The sequence below is a fragment of the Streptomyces sp. UW30 genome (genome assembly GCF_008042075.1).
Taxonomy (GTDB): Bacteria; Actinomycetota; Actinomycetes; order Streptomycetales; family Streptomycetaceae; genus Streptomyces.
In genome coordinates, this window is the sequence record NZ_RDBN01000037.1 from 804828 (window position 1) to 826105 (window position 21278).

At 70.9% G+C, this 21278-nt stretch carries 21 protein-coding genes; 8 read left to right on the forward strand and 13 right to left on the reverse strand.

Annotated elements, in window-relative coordinates; translation table 11 throughout:
- The 3 genes from EAO75_RS46015 to EAO75_RS22295 form a co-directional block, all read right to left on the reverse strand.
- Nucleotides 1–302 (reverse strand): hypothetical protein (locus tag EAO75_RS46015; protein ID WP_187284542.1); only part of this gene is annotated, 302 nt, incomplete at its 3' end.
- Entirely contained in the window at nucleotides 299–862 is a 564-nt protein-coding gene (locus EAO75_RS22290) for a sigma-70 family RNA polymerase sigma factor (protein ID WP_187284543.1), read from the reverse strand. The genes EAO75_RS22290 and EAO75_RS46015, both read right to left, overlap by 4 nt.
- Nucleotides 859–2397: a sodium:solute symporter gene (locus EAO75_RS22295; RefSeq protein WP_147996818.1), complete on the reverse strand. Its 1539-nt coding sequence runs from the start codon at nucleotides 2395–2397 to the stop codon at nucleotides 859–861. Before EAO75_RS22295 ends, EAO75_RS22290 begins: the two co-directional genes overlap by 4 nt.
- A 168-nt stretch (nucleotides 2398–2565) precedes the next feature.
- Here EAO75_RS22295 and EAO75_RS22300 point away from each other — a divergent pair, with 168 nt between their 5' ends.
- Entirely contained in the window at nucleotides 2566–2784 is a 219-nt protein-coding gene (locus tag EAO75_RS22300; RefSeq protein WP_147996819.1) for a DUF3311 domain-containing protein, read from the forward strand.
- Between the two features lie 49 nt (nucleotides 2785–2833).
- On the forward strand, nucleotides 2834–4987 hold the full coding sequence (locus tag EAO75_RS22305) for a carbon starvation CstA family protein (protein WP_147996820.1): 2154 nt from the start codon (nucleotides 2834–2836) through the stop codon (nucleotides 4985–4987).
- 268 nt (nucleotides 4988–5255) lie between these two features.
- Here the strand turns inward: EAO75_RS22305 and EAO75_RS22310 are convergent, their stop codons facing one another.
- The 3 genes from EAO75_RS22310 to EAO75_RS22320 all read right to left on the reverse strand — a co-directional run bounded on the left by EAO75_RS22310 (nucleotide 5256) and on the right by EAO75_RS22320 (nucleotide 7417).
- A complete protein-coding gene (locus EAO75_RS22310) occupies nucleotides 5256–6053 on the reverse strand; it encodes an SURF1 family protein (protein WP_147996821.1) in 798 nt (265 codons plus the stop codon).
- 49 nt (nucleotides 6054–6102) lie between these two features.
- A complete protein-coding gene (locus EAO75_RS22315; protein ID WP_147996822.1) occupies nucleotides 6103–6336 on the reverse strand; it encodes a hypothetical protein in 234 nt (77 codons plus the stop codon).
- 79 nt (nucleotides 6337–6415) lie between these two features.
- On the reverse strand, nucleotides 6416–7417 hold the full coding sequence (locus tag EAO75_RS22320) for a DEDDh family exonuclease (RefSeq protein WP_147996823.1): 1002 nt from the start codon (nucleotides 7415–7417) through the stop codon (nucleotides 6416–6418).
- A 195-nt stretch (nucleotides 7418–7612) separates the two neighbouring features.
- Between EAO75_RS22320 and EAO75_RS22325 the strand changes: the two genes are divergently transcribed.
- On the forward strand, nucleotides 7613–8323 hold the full coding sequence (locus tag EAO75_RS22325) for a VIT family protein (RefSeq protein ID WP_147996824.1): 711 nt from the start codon (nucleotides 7613–7615) through the stop codon (nucleotides 8321–8323).
- Between the two features lie 162 nt (nucleotides 8324–8485).
- Nucleotides 8486–9529 carry a zinc-dependent alcohol dehydrogenase family protein gene (locus EAO75_RS22330; RefSeq protein WP_147996825.1) on the forward strand — a complete coding sequence of 348 codons (1044 nt, stop codon included), beginning with the start codon at nucleotides 8486–8488 and terminating at the stop codon, nucleotides 9527–9529.
- A gap of 4 nt (nucleotides 9530–9533) precedes the next feature.
- Here EAO75_RS22330 and EAO75_RS22335 read toward each other — a convergent pair whose 3' ends face one another.
- The 3 genes from EAO75_RS22335 to EAO75_RS22345 all read right to left on the reverse strand — a co-directional run bounded on the left by EAO75_RS22335 (nucleotide 9534) and on the right by EAO75_RS22345 (nucleotide 13562).
- Nucleotides 9534–10478 (reverse strand): CopD family protein, encoded by a 945-nt coding sequence (locus EAO75_RS22335; RefSeq protein ID WP_147998021.1) that lies wholly within the window; start codon nucleotides 10476–10478, stop codon nucleotides 9534–9536.
- 163 nt (nucleotides 10479–10641) lie between these two features.
- Nucleotides 10642–12009: a CoA transferase gene (locus tag EAO75_RS22340; RefSeq protein ID WP_147996826.1), complete on the reverse strand. Its 1368-nt coding sequence runs from the start codon at nucleotides 12007–12009 to the stop codon at nucleotides 10642–10644.
- 23 nt (nucleotides 12010–12032) lie between these two features.
- Nucleotides 12033–13562: a S8 family serine peptidase gene (locus tag EAO75_RS22345; protein WP_147996827.1), complete on the reverse strand. Its 1530-nt coding sequence runs from the start codon at nucleotides 13560–13562 to the stop codon at nucleotides 12033–12035.
- Between the two features lie 371 nt (nucleotides 13563–13933).
- On the opposite strand from EAO75_RS22345, the gene EAO75_RS22350 reads away from it, so the two are divergent.
- The 3 genes from EAO75_RS22350 (at nucleotide 13934) to moaA (ending at nucleotide 17064) form a co-directional block, all read left to right on the forward strand.
- Nucleotides 13934–14290: a DUF485 domain-containing protein gene (locus EAO75_RS22350; RefSeq protein ID WP_147996828.1), complete on the forward strand. Its 357-nt coding sequence runs from the start codon at nucleotides 13934–13936 to the stop codon at nucleotides 14288–14290.
- Complete coding sequence (locus tag EAO75_RS22355; RefSeq protein ID WP_147996829.1) at nucleotides 14287–15915, forward strand: cation acetate symporter; 1629 nt, start codon at nucleotides 14287–14289, stop codon at nucleotides 15913–15915. Before EAO75_RS22350 ends, EAO75_RS22355 begins: the two co-directional genes overlap by 4 nt.
- Before the next feature lie 159 nt (nucleotides 15916–16074).
- Entirely contained in the window at nucleotides 16075–17064 is a 990-nt protein-coding gene (moaA, locus tag EAO75_RS22360; protein ID WP_222723978.1) for a GTP 3',8-cyclase MoaA, read from the forward strand.
- On the opposite strand, the gene EAO75_RS47540 is transcribed toward moaA, so the two are convergent.
- The gene (locus tag EAO75_RS47540) at nucleotides 17047–17271 is read right to left on the reverse strand and encodes a hypothetical protein (protein WP_147996831.1); all 225 of its coding nucleotides are present in this window, start codon (nucleotides 17269–17271) and stop codon (nucleotides 17047–17049) included. The two genes, moaA and EAO75_RS47540, sit on opposite strands and share 18 nt — an antisense overlap.
- Before the next feature lie 213 nt (nucleotides 17272–17484).
- Nucleotides 17485–17883 carry a DUF3099 domain-containing protein gene (locus tag EAO75_RS22370; RefSeq protein ID WP_187284544.1) on the reverse strand — a complete coding sequence of 133 codons (399 nt, stop codon included), beginning with the start codon at nucleotides 17881–17883 and terminating at the stop codon, nucleotides 17485–17487.
- Between the two features lie 245 nt (nucleotides 17884–18128).
- On the opposite strand from EAO75_RS22370, the gene EAO75_RS22375 reads away from it, so the two are divergent.
- The gene (locus EAO75_RS22375) at nucleotides 18129–18410 is read left to right on the forward strand and encodes a GlsB/YeaQ/YmgE family stress response membrane protein (protein WP_147998022.1); all 282 of its coding nucleotides are present in this window, start codon (nucleotides 18129–18131) and stop codon (nucleotides 18408–18410) included.
- Between the two features lie 130 nt (nucleotides 18411–18540).
- Here the strand turns inward: EAO75_RS22375 and tyrS are convergent, their stop codons facing one another.
- Together tyrS and EAO75_RS22385 are read right to left on the reverse strand one after the other, a co-directional pair.
- Nucleotides 18541–19809, reverse strand: coding sequence for a tyrosine--tRNA ligase (tyrS, locus tag EAO75_RS22380; RefSeq protein WP_147996833.1), 1269 nt, complete (start codon nucleotides 19807–19809; stop codon nucleotides 18541–18543).
- Between the two features lie 55 nt (nucleotides 19810–19864).
- Nucleotides 19865–21259 (reverse strand): metallopeptidase TldD-related protein, encoded by a 1395-nt coding sequence (locus EAO75_RS22385; RefSeq protein ID WP_147996834.1) that lies wholly within the window; start codon nucleotides 21257–21259, stop codon nucleotides 19865–19867.
- Between the last annotated feature and the right edge of the window lie 19 nt (nucleotides 21260–21278).

Genomic DNA, 21278 nt, shown 5'->3' on the forward strand with positions numbered 1-21278 from the left:
GGCCGGGGGAGTGACGTGGCCGCGGGTGAACCGGTGCCGGAGAAGATGACGCCGGGCTCCGCGGGGGTGTGGTTGAGGACCCACAGTCCGATCAGTGTGGCCAGGGCGAACACGACCGCGACGAGGACGGCGAGGACCAGCCGGCGCCGGCGTTCGCGGCGCAGCCATGCGCCGCGCGCCGTGCGATAGGCGTCGGGTGCGGCCTGTACCCCGTCGGCGAGCGCGGAGAGCGCCTGGCGCAGCTCCTGCTCGGTGCGGTCCTCCGTGGTGCCACGCGACGGAGTCGCATCTCGATGCGTCATCGCCGGGCCTCCATCGCCTGGGTCAGGGCGGCGAGGCCGCGTGCCGTATGGGTCTTGACGGATCCGCAGGAGATCCCCATGGCCGCGGCTATCTCGCTCTCCTTCAGTCCGAGCCAGTGCCGCAGCACCAGCGCCTCGCGCTGCCGGGCGGGCAGCTGCTGGAGCGCGTCGATCAGGACGCGCTGGTCGTCGCGCAGCAGCGCGGCACTCTCGGCGGAGGCGACGAGCTCGTCGGCCGGCTTCTCGACGTGCTTGCGCGCCACTTGGAGATGCCGTATCCGCATCCGCGTCAGATTGCACACGGTGGAGCGCAGATACGCCTCCGCCGCCTCGGCGTCCCGCAGGCGGCGCCACTTCCGGTAGATCTGGTAGTAGGCCTCCGCGACCACGTTCTCCGGATCGTCGGCGCCGAGCAGCACCGCGAGGCGCAGCATCGAGGAGTAGTGCAGCTCGAACAGGCGGGCAAGGCCGGCCTCGCGCTCCACGTCGGCCGGGTCGCTCACCGTGGGGGTGAGGGGTACGGCCGGTACCGCACTGGCTTCGCGTCTGAGCTGTCTCACGGCTTGTTCGCTCCCGTCTCGGGGCGCCGCCTGACGCTCAGGCGTGACGGCAGGTCGGTCAGATCGGCGCCGCGCGGCACGCCCAGGCGGCTCAGCACCGCGGTCGTGGCCACGGCGACGGTCAGATTGAGCAGCAGGGCGGCGAGCCCGGCGTAGATCTGCGGCCCGGAGCCCAGCGGCACGACCGACGAGAACCCCTCCCGGACGACCATGCAGGTGCCCGCCACCATCCCCACGGCCCATCCCGCGAACAGCGCCCGCGGATGCAGCCGCGCGGTGAACAGCCCGATCGCCACGGCCGGGAAGATCTGCAGGATCCAGACCCCGCCGAGGAGCTGGAGGTTGATGGCGTCCTGGTCGCGCAGCCCGAACACGAACGCCACCGCGCCCACCTTCGCGGTGAGCGACACCGCCTTGGCGATACGCACCTGCCGCTTGGGCGTGGCCGTCGGCTGGATGTACTCGACATACACGTTGCGTACGAAGCTCGTGGCGGCCGCGATCGACATCACCGCCGCCGGGACCATCGCCCCCACGGTGATCGCGCCGAACACCAGCCCGGCCAGCGGCGCCGGCATCAGCCGGTCGACCAGCATCGGTACGGCCGCCTCGGCTCCGCCCTCAGGGGCGCGCACGCCCGTCGCGAGGGCCGCGATGCCGAGGAAGCCGAAGAGGGCGAGCAGCCCGGTCCAGGCGGGCAGCGCCACGGAGACCTTGCGCAGCGTGCGCGGGCCGTCGGCGGCGAAACCGGCGGTGAGCACGTGCGGGTACATCAGCAGGGCGAGCGCCGAGCCGAGGGCGAGGGTGGCGTAGGCGGGCTGCTGCTCGGGCGTGAGGAGCAGGGCCGGGCCGCCCAGGCGCTCGGCGGCACCGTCGAAGACGGCACCCGGGCCGCCGAGCCGGTCGAGGACCAGCCAGGTCACCGCGGTCAGCGAGACGAAGACCGCCACGGCCTTGAGCGCGGAGATCACGGTGGGCGCGCGCAGCCCGTGCCGGTAGGTGGCCACGGCCAGCCCCGCGAACAGCGCCACCATCACCAGATCACCGGCCGCACCCCGCGGATACACGCCCCCGGCCGCCAGCACCGCCCTTATCCCGAGCAGTTGCAGCGCCAGATACGGCATCGTCGCGAGGATCCCGGTCAGCGCGACCACCAGGGCCAGCGGCGCCGAACCGTAGCGGCCGCGCACGAAGTCCGCCGCCGTGACATAGCCGTGCCGACGGGCCACGCTCCACAGCCGGGTCAGCAGCACGAAGGCCAGCGGGCAGACGATCACCGTGTACGGCACGGCGAAGAAGGCGGGCGCGCCGTTGCCGTACGCCAGGCCCGGTATGGCGGCGAAGGTGTAGGCGGTGAAGATCGTGCCGCCGAGCAGGAGCCAGGTCCACAGCGGTCCGAGGCTGCGATCGGCCAGCGCCCAGCCCTCCAGGGACGGCAGCCGGTCGCTGGGCCGCAGGCGCCGCGCGGTGACGGCGAGCAGCGACGCCCCGCCGATCACGGCGAGGAACGTCGCGGTCATGGCGCCGTCGGCCATGGGTCACCGTCCTTGGTGTGCCTGTGCCCTCGCGCGAGAGTTGCGCGAACAGCCGGAACGGAGGACAGGAAACCGGCGGGAAATTTCCCGGAATTTCGCTGTCAACCAGTTCCGGGGAGTGGGCAACTCTTGCACAGACCGACAGCGAGCGGGAGAGGAGCGCAGGTCATGGCACGGACCGGTCATCACCGGCTACGGCGCGTCGCGATCGCAGTACTGCTTCTCGCGCCCGCGGCGGGGCTGCTGTGGGTCCCCTGGTACGCCGGCGCCGAGCCGCGGCTGGCGGGGACGCCGTTCTTCTACTGGTACCAGCTCGCCTGGGTGCCGGGGTGCGGCCTCTGCCTGCTCGCCGCGTACGCGCTGACGGACCGACATCGAGAGCGCTGAGCCGTACGTCCCTTTCGCGCACCCACTTTGCTTCAGGTCAGGAGCCGCCATGCCCAACTCAGCCATGCCCGAATCCGGACGCGGAGCGCCGGAGAAATCACGAATGTCGCCCAAGTCGGTGGCGATCTGGAGTGCCGTGGCCGTCCTCGGCGCCCTCGGCTGGGCCGTGCTCGCCCTGTCCCGGGGTGAGGAGATCTCCGCCGTCTGGCTGGTCGTGGCCGCCCTCGGCTCGTATGCGATCGCCTTCCGCTTCTACTCGCGCTTCATCGCCCGGCGGGTCCTCCAGGTCGACGACACCCGCGCCACCCCGGCCGAACGCCTGGAGGACGGGGTCGACTACCACCCCACCGACAAGCGGGTTCTCTTCGGCCACCACTTCGCCGCGATCGCCGGCGCCGGCCCGCTGGTCGGCCCGGTCCTGGCCGCGCAGATGGGCTATCTGCCGGGCACCGTCTGGATCATCGCGGGCGTGATCTTCGCCGGCGCCGTCCAGGACATGATCGTGCTGTTCCTGTCCATGCGCCGGGACGGCAAGAGCCTCGGCCAGATGGCCCGGGACGAGATCGGCAAGGTGGGCGGCGCCGCCGCGCTGATCGGCGTCTTCGCCATCATGATCATCCTGCTGGCCGTGCTCGCGATGGTCGTCGTCAACGCCCTCGCCGAGTCCGCGTGGGGCACCTTCTCGGTCTCCATGACCATCCCGATCGCCCTGTTCATGGGCTTCTACCTGCGCTGTCTGCGGCCCGGCCGGGTCGTGGAGACCAGCTTCATCGGCGTCGCGCTGCTGCTGCTCGCCATCCTCGGCGGCGGCTGGATCCAGGACTCCTCACTCGCCGGGTACTTCGTCTGGAGCCCCGAGACCCTGGTCTTCTGCCTGGTCGGCTACGGCTTCGTAGCGTCCGTGCTGCCGGTCTGGATGCTCCTTGCACCCCGCGACTACCTGTCGACCTTCATGAAGGTCGGCACCATCGCCCTGATGGCCGTCGGCGTGGTGATCGCCGCCCCGAACCTCAAGACCGAGTCGGTGACGGAGTTCGCCTCGACCGGCGCGGGCCCGGTGTTCGCCGGTTCCCTCTTCCCCTTCCTCTTCATCACCATCGCCTGCGGCGCCCTGTCCGGCTTCCACGCCCTGGTCTCCTCCGGCACGACACCGAAGCTGATCCAGAAGGAGTCCCAGGTCCGGCTGATCGGCTACGGCTCCATGCTCACGGAGTCCTTCGTCGCGGTCATGGCCCTGATCGCCGCCTGTGTGCTCGAACCTGGCCTGTTCTACGCCATGAACTCCCCGGCGGCGCTGCTCGGCCCGACCGTGGACAGCGCCGCCGAAGCCGTGAAGAACCTCGGCTTCACCATCACTGCGGATCAACTCACCGCGGCGGCCAAGGCGGTCGAGGAGGAGACGCTGGTCGGCCGCTCCGGCGGGGCGCCCACCCTCGCCGTGGGCATGTCGGAGATTTTCGCCGGGGTGATCGGCGGTGCCGGGATGAAGGCCTTCTGGTACCACTTCGCGATCATGTTCGAGGCGCTGTTCATCCTGACCACGGTGGACGCCGGCACGCGCGTCGGCCGCTTCATGCTCCAGGACATGCTCGGCAACGTCTGGAAACCGATCGGCCGCGTCACCTGGAAGCCCGGCATCTGGATCACCAGCGCCCTGGTCGTCGGCGCGTGGGGCTACTTCCTCTACGCCGGTGTCACCGACCCGCTCGGCGGCATCAAGCAGCTGTTCCCGCTGTTCGGCATCGCCAACCAGCTGCTGGCCGCCGTCGCCCTGGCCGTCACCACCACCGTGCTGATCAAGTCGGGCAAGCTCCGCTGGGCCTGGGTGACCGGCATCCCGCTGGCCTGGGACGTGGCCGTCACCTTCACCGCGGGCTGGCAGAAGATCTTCTCCGACAACCCGGCGATCGGCTTCTTCGCCCTGCGCGACAAGTACGCGCAGGCCATCGAGGACGGTCAGCTGCTGCCGGGCGCCACGGACATGGACGACATGCACACCATCGTGCTCAACAACACCGTCGACGGCGTGCTCATGGCGATCTTCCTCCTGCTGGTCCTCACGGTCCTGGTCAACTGCGCGGTGGTGTGCGTCCGTGCGGTCCGAGCGGCGGGGCCACTGCCGACGACCGAGGCACCGTACGTCGAGTCCCGCATCGACGTACCCGAGCCGCAGGGCGAGCCGCTGGTGGGGGTTCGCTCATGAGGGCGGCGCGATGGGTGCGCTGGTACGTACGTGAGCTGATGGACGTACTGAGCCTGCTGCACCGGGAGGACAACAGGCAGGGCCGCTGCTGCTGAGGCCATGGGGCGGCTGCGGGCGTGGCCCTTTCAGGTACGTCCGCTGCACGCCCTGAAGGGGCGCGGGGAACCGCGCGACCAGCCACCGACCACCCGCAGCGGCCCAAAACCGGAAACCCGCCGCGGTGTCCGCGCGACGGCCCGCAGACCGGCCCGACGACGGCGACGCCCTGCTAGACGGAGGCCGGCGCCGACTCCGTCTCCTCCGGTGCCGCTGCCGCTGCCGCCGCCCGCTCCCGCGCCTCCCGGCGGGCCAGGACCACCCACCCGATGGGAACGCCGGCCGCGAACAGCCACCACTGAAGGGCGTACGCATAATTCAGCGGAGCGTTCTCGTTGCCGGGCTTGCCGATCAGTTCCGGTGTGTCGCCCTTGGGCTCGGGTGCCGTCTGGACGACGTAGCCGCCGAGTACGTCGGCGTCGAGGCGCCCGGCCTCCCGCTCGCTGTTGATCAGCATGACCTGCCGGTCGGGCAGGCCCTTGAGGTTCTTGATGCCGCTCGCCTCGGTCGTCTCGTCCGGCATCAGCCGCCCGGTGACCGTGACGGTGCCGCTCTGCGCGGCGGGGACCTTGGGGAAGGCCGTCTGGCTCGGACCGTCGGCGGGGATCCAGCCACGGTTGACCAGCAGCACCTTGCCGTCCGTCAGGACGAGGGGCGTCAGCACGTGGAAGCCGACCTCCTCGTCGGCGTTGACGCGCCGCCTGACCACGACCTCCCGGTCGGTGTCGAACCGGCCCTGCGCGGTCACGGTGCGGTACCGCTCCTTGGTGGTGACCGTGTGCCCGGGGGACGTCAGCTTCTCCACCGGTACCGGCTTCGCCTCCAGGGCGTCGGCGACCAGCTGATTGCGGGCGCTGCGCTCCTCGTAGCGGTGCATCTGCCAGAAGCCCAGCCGGATCATCGTGGGGATGAGGATCAGGGCGACCAGCGTGAGGATCACCCACTGCCGGGACAACAGGAAGCGGTACACCCCACGACCGTACAACTCGGTCGTGGGGCGTTTTCAGGCGGGTACCGGGTCACACCTTGTCGACGATCCCCACCTTTCCCTCCGCGCGAGCGCAGTGGGCGCCGCAGAACCAGTGACCGTCGACCTCGACGCCCTGCCCGATGATCTGTACACGGCAGTGCTCGCAGATGGGTGCCATGCGGTGGATCGCACAGGAGAAGCAGTCGAAGACGTGCACCACGCCCTGCGCGTGCACCTCGAAGGTCATGCCGTAGTCGTTGCCACAGACTTCACATGTCGCCATGCGCCACAGGGTGAGCGGTCACCGGGGCGCGGGCGAGCGGGCTCCGGGCGAGTCGCCACGTAATCACCCGTCCGTACGGTCACGGCTCCGACGCCGGTTCCACGTCCCGCAGGAGCTGCCCGAAGGCCGCCTCGTCCACCACCGGTGTGCCGAACTGTCGGGCCTTGACCACCTTCGAGGTGCTCGAGTCCGGGTCGTTCGTGACGAGCAGGCTGGTCAGCCGGGACAGGCTCGTCGACACATGCAGCCCGGCCTCGACCGCACGGTCCTCCAACAGATCGCGCTCGACCGACGTGTCCCCGGAGAAAGCCACCCGCATGCCCTGCTTGAGCCTCTTGCCGTCTTCGTAGCGGCCTGGGTTGGGATGGGGGCACATGGGTCTTTTGCGGGACGGGCGCCAACTCGTCGGCCGATACGAGCCGTAGCCGCCGGAGCCACCTGCCTGCTGCCCGATCCGGGGCGCGGCCGTGTCCCGCCACTCGGTCAGCGGCCGGCACTCCTGGAGCGGCAGCCGCACGCTGTCCGCCGCCGCGGCCCGCAGGCTCGGCCGGAACGCCTCCGCCAGCACGCGCGCGTCGTCCAGCGCGTGGTGCGCCCGCTGCTGGACGACACCGAAGTGCGCCGCCAGCGACTCCAGCTTGTGGTTGGGCAGCGGCAGCCCCAGCTCCTTCGACAGCGCGATGGTGCACAGCCGCTGCCGCACCGGGGCCTCGCGCTCCGCGCGCGCGTACTCCCGCGCGATCATCTGCCAGTCGAAGACCGCGTTGTGCGCCACGAGCACCCGGCCGTCGAGCCGGGCCGAGAACTCCTCGGCGATGTCCGGGAAAAGGGGCGCCGCTTCGAGCACGTCGCTCGTCAGGCCGTGGATCCAGACCGGGCCCGGGTCGCGCTCCGGGTTGACCAGCGTGTACCAGTGGTCCTCGACCTCGCCGCGCGCGTCCAGCCGGTACACGGCCGCGGAGATTATCCGGTCGTCCCGGGCCAGGCCGGTGGTCTCCACGTCAACGACCGCGTACCCCTGGGGATACGCGGCCGGCCACGCTGTGGGGGAGGATGCTGCGGTCGTACGGTCTTCGAGCATGGTCATTGAGGATACGGGCCGCCACTGACAGTCCTCACCGTCAGGTGCCTTGCCCCGCCTGCCTGTTCGAGCCCTGCGAACGCGAGAACGTCAACCCCGCGACGGGCACTTGGCGTTGCCGTACGTCGGTGAGCCCGCCGCCCGCATGGAGCGTCGGTACGTCCGTGATGCCCCGCGCGGTGCGATCCTCCGCATATGACCGAACCAACGCATGTCGAGGCTCACGGCGGCGCGCTGGGGGAGCGGCTGAACTGGCTGCGGGCGGCCGTCCTCGGGGCGAACGACGGCATCGTGTCGACCGCGGGCCTCGTCGTCGGCGTGGCCGGCGCGACCGACGACCGCTCGGCCCTGCTCACGGCCGGGCTGGCGGGGCTGCTCGCCGGGTCGATGTCGATGGCGGCGGGGGAGTACGTCTCGGTGTCCACGCAGCGCGACTCGGAGAAGGCCGCGCTCGCCCAGGAGAAGCGGGAGTTGCGGGAGCAGCCGGAGGCGGAGCTGGAGGAGCTGGCGCAACTGCTGGAGCGACGGGGCCTGTCCCGGGAGGTGGCGGTGGAGGCCGCGGTCCAGCTGACGGAGCGTGACGCGCTCAAGGCGCACGCGCGCGTGGAGCTCGGAATCGACCCCGACCGGCTGACCAACCCGTGGCACGCGGCATGGGCGAGCTTCCTGGCGTTCACGGCCGGGGCGCTGCTGCCGCTGCTGGCCATGGTGCTGCCGCCGGCGCACTGGCGGCTGACGGTCACCGTCGTCTCCGTCCTGGCCGCGCTCACCCTGACCGGCTGGAGCAGCGCCCGCCTGGGCTCGGCGCCCTGGGCCCGGGCGATCCTGCGCAACGTGGCGGGCGGCGCGCTCGCCATGGGGGTCACCTACGCGGCCGGGTCGCTGCTGGACCTGGCGGGGGCGTAGCGTCCCGGGCCCGCGTGCCGACTGCCACGGGACGGTTTGCGCAGCTCAGGAGCAATACCGGTACCTCGAAGCGCGCCGGGTCACGACCTCGACGTACGGTGAGATGCGCGCTCGACCACCCCCTGGGCGCACGTACGACGAAAGACGAGAAGGATCCTCGCCATGCGCGCCACCACCATTCACGCCCCCTTCGACATGCGCGTGCAGGACGTGCCCGACCCCGTGGTGCACCGGCCCACCGACGCCGTGGTCCGGGTGCTGCGGGCCTGCATCTGCGGCAGCGACCTGTGGGCGTACCGCGGCGAGGCGGCCCGGCAGCCGGGTCAGCGCATCGGCCACGAGTTCCTCGGCCTCGTCGAGGAGACCGGCTCCGAGGTCGCCGGGGTGAAGCGGGGCGACCTCGTCGTCGCGCCCTTCATGTGGTCCGACGGCGTCTGCGACTACTGCCGTGAGGGCCTCACCACCTCCTGCGAGCACGGCGGCTTCTGGGGCTCCGTCGGCTCCGACGGCGGCCAGGGCGAGGCAGTGCGCGTCCCCTTCGCCGACGCGACCCTCGTCCAGCTCCCGAAGGACGCGGCCTCCGACGACCATCTGCTGTCCGCCCTGCTGACCCTGTCCGACGTCCTGGGCACCGGCCACCACGCCGCGCTCGGCGCCGGCGCCCGGCCGGGCGCCACGGTCGCGGTCGTCGGGGACGGTGCCGTCGGGCTGTGCGCGGTGCTCGCCGCCAAGCGGCTCGGTGCCGAGCGGATCATCGCGCTCGGCCGCCACCAGGTCCGCACCGACATTGCGCTCCGCTTCGGCGCCACGGACGTCGTCGCCGAACGCGGGGACGCGGCCGTGGAGGCCGTACGCGAACTCACGCGCGGGCAGGGCGCGCACGCCGTCGTCGAGGCCGTCGGCACCGAACAGTCCATGCGGACGGCCGTCAACATCACCCGCGACGGCGGCGCCATCGGCTTCGTCGGAGTGCCGCACGGCAGTGGCACCGGGCTCGACCTCGGCGTCATGTTCGACGGGAACATCGCGCTGCGCGGCGGTGTCGCGCCGGTGCGCACCTACATCCCCGAGCTGCTGCCCGACGTCCTGGACGGCACGATCGACCCCTCGCCGGTCTTCGACCTGACGGTCGGTCTGGAGGAGGTCCCCGCCGGCTACAAGGCGATGGACGAGCGGACCGCGCTCAAGGTCCTGGTCGCCAACTGACGGCTCACCAGCGGATCGGCACCGGCAGCGCCGTCAGCAGCCCCGACAGCGCGACCACCACCGCCAGGACGACGACCTCGGCCCGTGCGGGGGAGCAGGCGGTCAGCGGGTCGGCCGCTCGGCGCAGCCGGATCCGCGCCCACAGAGCGAGCGCGGCCACGACCCCCACGACCAGCACCTTGGCCAGCAGGGCACGCCCGTACGCGGTCCCCGTGAGCTGGTCCAGGATCGTGTCCGACGGCATCCGGCGCAGCGCACTCCACACCCCTGTCGCGGTGAGGGTGGCCAGCAGTACGGCCGCCACGCGCGCGTAGAGACCCAGCAGCGCCGCGCCCGCCTCCCCGGCGCCCCACCCGCGCAGGGCCCGCAGGGCGTGCAGCAGTCCGCCCACCCACAGCGACGCGCAGGCCAGATGCACCAGCGTCAGACCCGAGCCGAGCAGCGGGCTGTACTCGTTGGTGGGGTGCGCGCGCAGCGCCTCGGCGACCACCACCGCGGCCAGCGGCCAGAGTTGGGAGGCCGGCCGGCGCGAGAGGGCGCACAGGCCGGCCGCGGCGAAGGCGTTGACCTCCAGCAGCGCGAGCTTGCCGTCGCGCGAGGCGTACAGGCCGCCGATGTCGAGGTCGGCGAGGCTGTGCGGCACCAGGTTGCCGGTGGAGACGACGGAGGCCAGCCCCAGGGCGGCGACGAAGCCGACGGCGGCCGCGTACGGCGCCCAGCTGCGGGGCCGCTTCGCGGGCGCGCCGGGCACGGACCGGGCCAGCCGGTTCACGAACAGTTCCCCCAACGGCACGCACAGCGCCGCGAACAGCACCGCCCGCAGCAGCGCGATGCCGCCCGTGCCGGGCGCGGCGGCCTCCCCGGTGCCGTGCAGCGCGGCCGACGGCCCGAGCAGCGGGATCAGCGCCGCCAGCGCCACGAGGGCGAGAACGGCGACGGCCCGCGCCATGCCCGGGCGCGGCCGCGGCGTGCTCCCGTCGGCCACGTCCGGGGAGGATCCTGTCAACGTCACCTCAAGATCTTCACAAACCAGCACAGAGACGGGCAAGTGCCCGGATAGAAGTAGCGGTACGGCATTCCGCCCTTGGGTACGGCTTCGGCGTCACCGCCGCTCAGCCCCACCGCGCCGGATCCGCGCCCCACACCCCGGGCGCTCGGGTCCAGTCGCCGGGACCGCCCTCGAACGACACCGGCGGCAGGGCGTATCGCAGCCGCCCGAGCGCGCTGTCCCGCTCGCCGAGCCAGCCATCGGGCGCCTCGTACGCCACGTCACCCCGCGGGCCCGGCCGGATCCCCTCCGTCAGCCACAGCGCCGTGCGCGCCAGCGCCAGCCGTACGCACCGCCCGTGTCCCTCCTCCCGCTGCTCGGTCAGCGCCCGCAGCACGGCCGCCGCCAGCAGATACCCCGTCCCGTGGTCGAGGGCCTGCGCGGGCAGGGCGCCGGGGCGCTCGGCCGAACCCTCGGTGGCGGCGATCCCGGTGGCGACCTGCACAAGGCTGTCGAAGCCACGCCGCCCGCCCCACGGCCCGTACGCCCCCCAGGCCGACAACTGCGCCACGACCAGCCCCGGCCGACGCTCGGCCAGCGACTGGGGCGACAGTCCGAACCGGTCCAGGGCGCCCGGCCGGTACCCGGTGACGACGACGTCCGCCGTCGCGAGCAGTTCCTCGAAGGCGGCCCGGTCGGCCACCAGGTCCAGCGTCGCCGAGCGCTTCCCGAAACCCGTGTCGGCGTGCTGGTCCGCCAGTTCGGGCAGCTGCGGCGCGTCCACCCGCAGCACGTCCGCGCCGAGCAGCGCGAGGGTGCGGGTGGCGACCGGTCCCGCGATGACCCGCGTCAGATCCAGCACGCGCACTCCGGCGGCGGGCAGCAGGGGGGTGCCGTCGAGCGGCGGGAGTGCACGCGCGCGTGCCGTGTCCAGCCGTTCCTGCTCGACGAGCGGCCGCCGGGCCACCGCTGCCGCCTGCTCGTGCGCTGCCCACTCCTTCGGCGTGCGCAGTGCCACGGCCAGCCCACCGGCCGCGTACACGGCCTGCTCCACCTCGTGCGAGGACCGCTCGGCGAGGGCCGCCCCGACGGCGTCGGGATCCTCCCGCCTCACCCCCAGCCCGGCCAGCAGCCCGGCCCGGTGATGCGGATAGTTCGCATGCGTGCGCACCCATCCGTCCGCCGTCCGCCAGAACTTGGACAGCGGCGCGAACCAGACCGGAGCGCGCCCGTCGACCAGCAGATGCCGCTCACTCACGAACGCCGTGGCGATCGCCCCGTCGTCCAGCCGCACCTCTGGCACCTCGGCGAGCCCTGCCCGCCGCGCCCCGAGCTCGGCGGCGGCCAGCGCGCACGCGCCCACACAGGCGCGCGCCAACTCCCGTACGGGAAGACGCGCAGAAAGCGCGCCCTCCCGCACCACGGTCGACACCCGCGGGAGCAGGACGGGGTCGCCGCCCACCGCGGACCAGGCAGTACCGAGTGCAGTCATGGCTGCACTATGCACTACTTGCCTCAGTCAACGGCGTCCAGGGCGTTGACGATCCCGAACCCGTAGAAGCCGTTGACCCGCTTGCCGCCCACGCACACCGCGTCCGGCGTGCCGTCGCCGTTCTGGTCGTACGACTCCGGGCAGCCCGGGTTGTCCGCCTGCGCCTTCAGCAGCGCCTTCAACTGGTCCGGAGTCGCGTACGGATAGCGGGACTTCAGCAGCGCGGCCACGCCCGCGGCGTGCGGGGAGGCCATCGACGTGCCCTGGAGGTAGCCGTACTGGCCGTTCGGGAGGGTGGCCAGGATGCGGCCGTTCTTCGACGGGGTGTCGGGGATCTGGTAGAGCCGGTCGCCGCCGGGAGCCGCGATGTCGACCACGCCGTAGCCGTACGAGGAGTAGTACGACTTGAGGTTCTTCACGCCCGTCGCGCTGACCGTGACGATGCCCGGCAGCTGGGTCGGCACGTCGAAGCACTTGTGCGGGTCGATGGTGCGCTCGACGGGGGTCGAGTCGTCGGGGCTGCTGTCGTCGACGAGCGCGTCGGAGTCCAGGTCGTGGTTGGAGTTGCCGGCCGAGGCGAGGTTGAGAGTGCCCTTGCGCTGGGCGTACAGCTGGGCCCGGTTGACGGCGTCGACGATCGCGCGCTGGTCCGGGTCGTCCACGCAGTTGTAGAGCCACGGGTCGACGTAGTAGCTGTTGTTCGTGATCTCCACCCCGTGGTCGGCGGCGAACACGAAGGCGCAGACGACGCTTTCGGGGTAGTAGAGGCCGTTGACGGGGTCGCTCACCTTGATGGCGGAGACCTTCACCCCCGGAGCGACGCCCGCGATGCCGATGCCGTTGCGGGGCGCGGCGATCTCGCCCGCGACGTGCGTGCCGTGGGCGTCGGTGCTCGTGTACGGCCGCCAGGCGCCCGCGCCGGTGTCCGCCTTGCCGCCGACACAGTTCGCGGACTGGGCGGCGGAGAAGTTCGGGGCGAGGTCGGGGTGGGTGTCGTCGACGCCGTTGTCGATGACGGCGACGGTCACCCTGGGGCTGCCCGGGTTGATCTTCGCGGCCTGGTCGGCGCCGATGGCGCGCAGGTTCCACTGGTCGGCCTCGAGCGGTTCGCTGTCGCCCGCCGCGTCCGACGCGCGGGCGGTCCTCGTGGCCTGCTGCTCCGTCAGGAGCTGGACGGGGCCCTCGTCCGTCGTCCCGGCGGCGGTCAGGGGCGTCGTACGCGTCACACCCGCCGACTGGACCCCGCGCACCCCGCGCATCACCTCGGCGAAGTCGGGGTGCGCCGAATGGACGACGATCACGCCGATCCTGTCGTACGCGATCACGACGGTCCCCCCGGCCGCCTCGATCGCCTTCCGCACTGACCCGATCGTGCGGCGGTCCGGGCTGGTGTTGACGACATAGGCCAGCGTGGGCCCGTCCACGGCCTGCGCGACGGGCTCCGTGGGTGGTGCCGCCGAAGCCGCCGTCGGCAGGAAGCCGAGCGAGGCGGTCAGCGACAGAACGAGCGGGACAGCGAGGCCGAGTCGGCGTCTGGACCGCAGATGAGCCATGGGATCTCCACATCATCCGGAACAGGAACCGCCCGAGCCGCGGTATGGCCGCTCGGGCAGGTACATGACGAGTGGTGCTGGGGTGAAGCTATCCCTGAACCTCCTGGCCAGCAATCCGGCCCAGGCGACTTCGGAAAGAGGCCCGGGGAGTTGAACCGGTTCTCGCGTGGCGCCGTGACCTTGGACAGGAGGCGCGAGCACGATCGAGCCCCCTGTTGGATCACGCGCCGGGGCCCTAACATCGCCAGCCGGTTCAAGTGATCCGCGTCACTGCGAGGAACAGAGCCGCCATGTCCGCACCTGAACCGTCCCCGACCGCCCAACCGTCCCCGTCCACCGTCGCAACAGCGCCCGCAACGCGAGGAGACTCCGTGGCAACCGACGCACCGCCCCCCTCGAAAGAGCAACACAAACTCCCCACCACCGAGGAGTTCGTCGAGGTGCACGAGAGCGCGGAGTTCGTTGAACTGCGCCGCTCCTACCGCTCCTTCGCCTTTCCGCTGACCGTCGCCTTCATCGCCTGGTACCTGCTGTACGTCCTGCTCTCCAACTACGCGGGCGACTTCATGGGCACCAAGCTGTTCGGCAACATCAACGTCGCGTTCGTCTTCGGTATCGCCCAGTTCGTCACCACGTTCCTCATCGCCTGGTGGTACTCGCGCCACGCCGGCGCGAAGCTCGACCCCAAGGCCGAGGCCATCAAGACCCGTATGGAGGGCGGCGCATGAGCCCCGCGATGACCCATGTGCAGCTTGCCGCCAACGAGGCCAGCGAGCACCGGCCGCTGATCATCACCCTGTTCGCGTGCTTCGTGGTCGCGACCCTCTTCATCACCGTCTGGGCGGGCCGCCAGACCAAGGACGCCGCCGACTTCTACGCGGGCGGCCGCTCTTTCAGCGCCTTCCAGAACGGCCTCGCCGTCTCCGGCGACTACATGTCCGCCGCGTCCTTCCTCGGCATCGCGGGCGCCATCGCCCTCTTCGGCTACGACGGCTTCCTGTACTCCATCGGCTTCCTGGTCGCCTGGCTGGTCGCCCTGCTTCTGGTGGCCGAGCCGCTGCGGAACTCCGGCCGCTACACGATGGGTGACGTCCTCGCGTACCGCATGCGCCAGCGCCCCGTGCGCACGGCCGCCGGCACCTCCACGATCGTCGTGTCGATCTTCTACCTGCTGGCCCAGATGGCCGGTGCGGGTGTCCTGGTCTCGCTGCTGCTCGGCATCACCACCGACGCCGGCAAGATCCTCATCGTCGCCCTCGTCGGCGTCCTGATGATCGTGTACGTCTCCATCGGCGGCATGAAGGGCACCACCTGGGTCCAGATGGTCAAGGCCGTGCTGCTCATCGGTGGCACGATCCTGATTACGTTCCTGGTGCTGCTGAAGTTCAACTTCAACATCTCCGACCTGCTCGGCAAGGCCGCCGAGAACAGCGGCAAGGGCGCCGCCTTCCTGGAGCCCGGCCTGCAGTACGGCGCCACCGGCACCTCCAAGCTGGACTTCATCTCCCTCGGCATCGCCCTGGTCCTGGGCACCGCCGGTCTGCCGCACATCCTGATCCGCTTCTACACGGTGCCCAACGCCAAGGCCGCCCGTAAGTCCGTGAACTGGGCGATCGGCATCATCGGCGGTTTCTACCTGATGACCATCGCCCTCGGCTTCGGCGCCGCCGCGCTGATCTCCCAGGACGAGATCATCGCCTCCAACCCGTCGGGCAACACGGCGGCACCGCTGCTCGCCCTGCATCTCGGCGGCGTCGACTCGGCATGGGGCGCGATCCTGCTCGCCACCATCTCGGCCGTCGCCTTCGCCACGATCCTCGCGGTCGTCGCCGGTCTGACCCTGGCCTCGTCCTCGTCGTTCGCCCACGACATCTACGCGAACGTCATCAGGAAGGGAGAGGCCACCGAGAAGGAGGAGGTCCGGGCGGCCCGCCTCGCCACCATCGGCATCGGCGCCGTCTCCATCCTCCTCGGCGCCCTCGCCCGCGACCTGAACGTCGCCGGCCTGGTCGCCCTGGCTTTCGCGGTCGCGGCCTCCGCCAACCTGCCGACGATCCTGTACAGCCTGTTCTGGAAGCGGTTCACCACCCAGGGCGCGCTGTGGTCGATCTACGGCGGTCTGATCGTCGCCGTCGGCCTGGTGCTGTTCTCGCCGGTCGTCTCCGGTGACCCGAAGGCGATGTTCCCGGACGTCGACTTCGCCTGGTTCCCGCTGAAGAACCCGGGCATCATCTCGATTCCGTTCGGCTTCTTCATGGGCTGGCTCGGCACGGTCCTGTCCAAGGAGGAGCCCGACGCCGGCAAGTACGCGGAGCTGGAGGTCCGGTCCCTGACCGGCACCGGCGCCCACTAGTACGCCCACGGGGCACGCCCCGAGCGGCCGCGTCGTAGATCCCTACGACGCGGCCGCGTCGTACGTCGTCGGATCGGGACGGTGTCGCTGTCAGTGCCGTCACGTAGGCTCGCGGGTAACGGAAGAGGACTCTGGTTCGCGACGAGGGAGGGGGCCCACGTGCTCATCGACACCTACGGCCGAGTGGCCACCGACCTGAGAGTCTCACTGACCGACCGCTGCAATCTGCGGTGCACGTACTGCATGCCCGAAGAGGGCCTCCAGTGGTTGGCCAAGCCCGACCTGCTCACGGACGACGAGATCGTCCGCCTGATCGACATCGCCGTCACCTCCCTCGGTATCGAGGAGGTCCGCTTCACCGGCGGCGAGCCCCTGCTGCGGCCCGGCCTGGTCGGCATAGTCGAGAGGGTCGCCGCCCTCGCCCCGCGCCCCCAGATGTCCCTGACGACGAACGGCATCGGCCTCAGGCGCACGGCCGCCGCCCTGAAGACCGCGGGCCTGGACCGGGTCAATGTCTCCCTGGACACCCTGCGCCCCGATGTCTTCAAGACCCTCACCCGCCGCGACCGCCACAAGGACGTCATCGAGGGCCTGGACGCCGCCCGCGCCGCCGGCCTGACCCCGGTCAAGGTCAACTCGGTCCTGATGCCGGGTCTCAACGGGGACGAGGCCCCGGACCTGCTGGCCTGGGCCGTGGAGCACGACTACGAACTGCGCTTCATCGAGCAGATGCCCCTGGACGCCCAGCACGGCTGGAAGCGCGACGGCATGATCACCGCCGGGGACATCCTGACCTCCCTGCGCACCCGCTTCGAGCTGACCCCCGAGGGCGCTCAGAAGCGCGGCTCGGCCCCGGCGGAGCGCTGGCTGGTCGACGGCGGACCGCATGTCGTCGGCGTCATCGCCTCCGTCACACGCCCCTTCTGCTCGGCCTGCGACCGCACCCGCCTGACGGCCGACGGTCAGGTACGCACATGCCTGTTCGCCAGGGAGGAGACGGACCTGCGAGCGGCGTTGCGCTCCGACGCCCCCGACGAGGAGATCGCCCGTATCTGGCGTCTGGCGATGTGGGGCAAGAAGGCGGGAGCGGGCTTGGACGACCCGAGTTTCGTACAGCCGGACAGGCCGATGTCAGCCATCGGTGGCTGAAGGGGCCTCTTCCCACTCCGCCAGCAGGACAACGTCCTTCAAGAACCCCCGCACCCCGAGAAACTGCGACAGATGCTCGCGATGCTCCTCGCAGGCGAGCCACGTCTTACGCCGCTCCGGTGTGTGAATCTTCGGGTTGTTCCACGCCAGCACCCACACGGCGTCGGCACGACAACCCTTGGCAGAACAAACAGGCGTGTCACTCACAGATTCGTCTCACAAGTCGCGCACAAAAAGGCGACGCCGAGCAGCCACGGGGGGAGCTGCCCGGCGTCGGTCCGTCGCTCCGACGGGGGATGCGGAGCGCCTACGAAGTATGTCACGGGTAACCCGCCGCCCGGCACCGGAACAACACTATTGATCTGAGCTTTTCCTGAGCTTGGCTTGGAGTCGGCTTCCGGAGGGAAAGGGTCCGCGGGATCACGCCCCGTCGTTCGGTTTCCTTTGTGCGCCCGGCGCGGAGTCGCCCGCGACATCTTCCGGGACTGATTCCGCGAAACCGTCATTCGTCCGCGGCGGCGTGATCATCGGCCGCACATGTGCGGTCACGAACGTCGACGGCAAGGACGGCGCATTCTCCCGCCCCGCGTTGGCGATCACCACCGCGATGTACGGCAGGATCGCCCCGAGCACCAACGCCACGATCGCGACGTGCCGTTCGACGTTCCACAGCGTGGCCGCGAGGATCACCGACACCGTCCGGACCGACATGGAGATGATGTACCGGCGCTGCCGGGCGCGCACGTCATCATGGAGACCCGCACGGGCCCCGGTGATCCGGAACACCTCGGTGTTGCCGCCCGCGTGCAGCTTCCGCATCACATTCCACCATCCGCCCGCATCGGACTCTCCCCCTGCCCGTACCCTTCCGCCCCCGGTCGGGGATCCGGGCCGGGACATCTCCCACGGTACGCCTCGACTCCGTCGCCTACGAGACCGGGGCCCCTGCCACCTGGGGGAACGCCGTGAGCCGTAACGCGTACGGCCGTCCCCGGCATGCGGCGTACCAGGGCCGGACCAAGACTGGGCGTACTGCTCACCCCGAGCCGTACGAGGAGGCAGCCATGGGCTGGTTGTGGGCGATCATCGTGGGATTCGTGCTGGGTCTGCTCGCGAAGCTGATCATCCCGGGCAAACAGCACAGCCCCCTCTGGCTGATCACCATCTTCGGCATGCTCGGTGGGATCGTGGGCAACTCCATCGCCCGTGCGTTCGGCGTCGAGGCGACCCGGGGGATCGACTGGAGCCGGCACATCTTCCAGATCGTCGCCGCGGTGATCATCGTGTACCTGGGCGACATGCTGTACATGGCGACGATCGGCAAGAAGAAACAGCAACAGGCGTGAATCAAACAACGCCCTCCAGCGGACGCACCTCAGGGGCGCGGGGAACTGCGCGACCAGCCACGACGAAGCCGCACCCCGCAGATCACCGCACCCCTACGACGCACCCCGAACCGGCGCGCCCCGCGGAGCGCTACGCGCCGGTGAACTCCACCGCCGCGAGGTTCTTCTTCCCGCGCCGCAGCACCAGCCACCGCCCGTGCAGCAGGTCCTCCTTCGCGGGCACCGCGTCCTCTCCGGCGACCTTCACGTTGTTCACGTAGGCCCCGCCCTCCTTCACGGTGCGCCGAGCAGCCGACTTGCTGGCCACCAGCCCGACCTCGGCGAACAGATCGACCACCGAGCCGAGCTCGGCGACCTGGACATGCGGCACCTCGGACAGCGCCGCCGCCAGCGTCCGGTCGTCCAGGTCCGTCAGCTCGCCCTGCCCGAAGAGCGCGCGGGACGCGGCGATCACGGCGGCCGTCTGGTCGGCGCCGTGCACCAGCGTCGTCAGCTCCTCGGCCAGCGCACGCTGCGCGGCCCGCGCCTGCGGACGCTCCTCGGTCTGCTTCTCCAGCTCCTCCAGCTCCGCACGGGACTTGAAGGACAGGATGCGCATGTAGTTCGAGATGTCCCGGTCGTCCGCGTTCAGCCAGAACTGGTAGAACGCGTACGGCGTCGTCATCTCCGGGTCGAGCCAGATGGCACCGCCCTCGGTCTTGCCGAACTTGGTGCCGTCCGCCTTCGTCATCAGCGGCGTCGCCAGCGCGTGCACGCCCGCGTGCGGCTCCAGCCTGTGGATCAGGTCCAGGCCCGCCGTGAGGTTGCCCCACTGGTCGCTGCCGCCCTGCTGGAGCGTGCAGCCGTGCCGCCGGTACAGCTCCAGGAAGTCCATGCCCTGGAGCAGCTGGTAGCTGAACTCCGTGTAGCTGATGCCCTCTTCGGACTGGAGCCGACGCGCGACCGAGTCCTTGGTGAGCATCTTGTTGACGCGGAAGTGCTTGCCGATGTCCCGCAGGAACTCGATGGCGGACAGCCCGGCCGTCCAGTCCAGGTTGTTGACCATCACCGCGGCGTTGTCGCCCTCGAAGGACAGGAACGGCTCGATCTGCCCGCGCAGCCGGGTCACCCAGTTCGCGACCGTCTCCGGGTCGTTCAGCGTGCGCTCGGCCGTCGGGCGCGGGTCGCCGATCTGGCCCGTCGCGCCGCCGACCAGCGCCAGCGGGCGCAGGCCCGCCTGCTGGAGGCGGCGCATCGTGAGGACCTGGACGAGGTGGCCGACGTGCAGGCTGGCCGCGGTCGGGTCGAAACCGCAATAGAACGTGACGGGACCGTCCGCGAGCGCCTTGCGCAATGCGTCCTCGTCAGTGGACAGGGCGATCACGCCACGCCACTTCAGCTCGTCGACGATGTCCGTCACGGTTCTCGTGTCTCCTTGATGATCTCGGGCAGCCGGGTGACAGCCGACTACGAGGTTATACGCCCTGACTGACAGAGCTCATGTTGAAATCGGGGACGCGCAGCGCCGGCATCGCGGCCCTGGTGAAGTAGTCGCCCCACTCCCTGGGCAGCGTCTTCTCCGTGCGCCCGGCCTCGCTCGCCCGCCCCAGCAGATCCACCGGCGACTCGTTGAACCGGAAGTTGTTGACCTCGCCGCTCACCTCGCCGTTCTCGACGAGGTACACCCCGTCCCGGGTCAGGCCGGTGAGCAGCAGCGTCGCCGGATCGACCTCGCGGATGTACCACAGGCAGGTCAGCAGCAGCCCGCGCTCGGTGTTCGCGACCATCTCCTCGATCGAGCGGTCCTCGCCGCCGTCCAGGATCAGGTTGTCGATGGCCGGAGCGAGCGGCAGGCCGGTCAGCCCCGCGCTGTGCCGGCTGGTCGTCAGGTGCCTCAGCTCGCCCTCGCGCACCCACTCGGTGGCCGCGAGCGGCAGCCCGTTGTCGAACACCGACTGATCGCCCCCGGAGGAGTGCGCGATCACGAAGGGCGCGGACTCCAGGCCCGGCTCGTTCGGATCGCTGCGCAGCGTCAGCGGCAGTTCGCTCAGCTTCTCGCCGAGACGCGTCGCGCCGCCCGGCTTGGCGAACACGGTCCGGCCCTCGGCCGCGTCCCGCCCCGACGCCGACCAGAACTGGTAGATCAGCAGGTCGGCCACGGCGGTCGGCGGCAGCAGCGTCTCGTACCGGCCGGCTGGCAGCTCCAGGCGCCGCTCGGCCCAGCCGAGGCGTACGGCCAGCTCGGCGTCCAGCGCGGTCGGGTCCACGTCCTTGAAGTCCCGCGTCGAGCGGCCCGCCCACGCCGAGCGGGTGCGGTCCGGCGACTTGGCGTTCAGCTCCAGCGTCCCGTTGGGCTGGTCGTGCCGCAGTCGCAGCCCGGTGGACGTGCCCACATACGTCGACACCATCTCGTGGTTGGCGAAGCCGTACAGCTCCCGCTCGCCGGCACGCGCGCGTGCGAACGCCTCGCCGAGCGCCGGGGCGAAGTCGGCGAACACCGTGGACGACGTCTCGGCCGGGGCGTCCGTGAAGTCCTGGGATGCCGGTACGTCCGCCACCAGCGGCTGCGCGTCCTCGGCGGGCCCGGCGGCGCGCGCGGCGGCCTCGGCGGCCCGGACCAGCGGCTCCAGCTCGTCCACGGTCACGGCCGACCGGGACACGACACCGGAGGCCGTGCCCTCCTTGCCGTCGACGGTCGCGACGACCGTGAGCGTCCGCCCGCGGGTGACGCCGTTCGTGGTCAGCGCGTTGCCCGCCCAGCGCAGATTGGCGGTGGACTGCTCGTCGGCGATGACGACACACCCGTCGGCCCGCGACAGCTGAAGGGCCCGCTCGACGATCTCGTGCGGCTTGTTGGTACGGGCGCTCATCGACCGGCCTCCTGCGTGG

What these genes read in the sequence shown, in the direction of transcription:
- EAO75_RS22295 (WP_147996818.1), bottom strand. Translation starts at nt 2,397, where the DNA reads ATGGCCGACGGCGCCATGACCGCGACGTTCCTCGCCGTGATCGGCGGG.
- EAO75_RS22300 (WP_147996819.1), top strand. Translation starts at nt 2,566, where the DNA reads ATGGCACGGACCGGTCATCACCGGCTACGGCGCGTCGCGATCGCAGTA.
- EAO75_RS22305 (WP_147996820.1), top strand. Translation starts at nt 2,834, where the DNA reads ATGCCCAACTCAGCCATGCCCGAATCCGGACGCGGAGCGCCGGAGAAA.
- EAO75_RS22315 (WP_147996822.1), bottom strand. Translation starts at nt 6,336, where the DNA reads ATGGCGACATGTGAAGTCTGTGGCAACGACTACGGCATGACCTTCGAG.
- EAO75_RS22320 (WP_147996823.1), bottom strand. Translation starts at nt 7,417, where the DNA reads ATGCTCGAAGACCGTACGACCGCAGCATCCTCCCCCACAGCGTGGCCG.
- EAO75_RS22325 (WP_147996824.1), top strand. Translation starts at nt 7,613, where the DNA reads ATGACCGAACCAACGCATGTCGAGGCTCACGGCGGCGCGCTGGGGGAG.
- EAO75_RS22330 (WP_147996825.1), top strand. Translation starts at nt 8,486, where the DNA reads ATGCGCGCCACCACCATTCACGCCCCCTTCGACATGCGCGTGCAGGAC.
- EAO75_RS22335 (WP_147998021.1), bottom strand. Translation starts at nt 10,478, where the DNA reads ATGGCGCGGGCCGTCGCCGTTCTCGCCCTCGTGGCGCTGGCGGCGCTG.
- EAO75_RS22340 (WP_147996826.1), bottom strand. Translation starts at nt 12,009, where the DNA reads ATGACTGCACTCGGTACTGCCTGGTCCGCGGTGGGCGGCGACCCCGTC.
- EAO75_RS22345 (WP_147996827.1), bottom strand. Translation starts at nt 13,562, where the DNA reads ATGGCTCATCTGCGGTCCAGACGCCGACTCGGCCTCGCTGTCCCGCTC.
- EAO75_RS22355 (WP_147996829.1), top strand. Translation starts at nt 14,287, where the DNA reads ATGAGCCCCGCGATGACCCATGTGCAGCTTGCCGCCAACGAGGCCAGC.
- EAO75_RS22370 (WP_187284544.1), bottom strand. Translation starts at nt 17,883, where the DNA reads ATGCGGAAGCTGCACGCGGGCGGCAACACCGAGGTGTTCCGGATCACC.
- EAO75_RS22375 (WP_147998022.1), top strand. Translation starts at nt 18,129, where the DNA reads ATGGGCTGGTTGTGGGCGATCATCGTGGGATTCGTGCTGGGTCTGCTC.
- EAO75_RS22385 (WP_147996834.1), bottom strand. Translation starts at nt 21,259, where the DNA reads ATGAGCGCCCGTACCAACAAGCCGCACGAGATCGTCGAGCGGGCCCTT.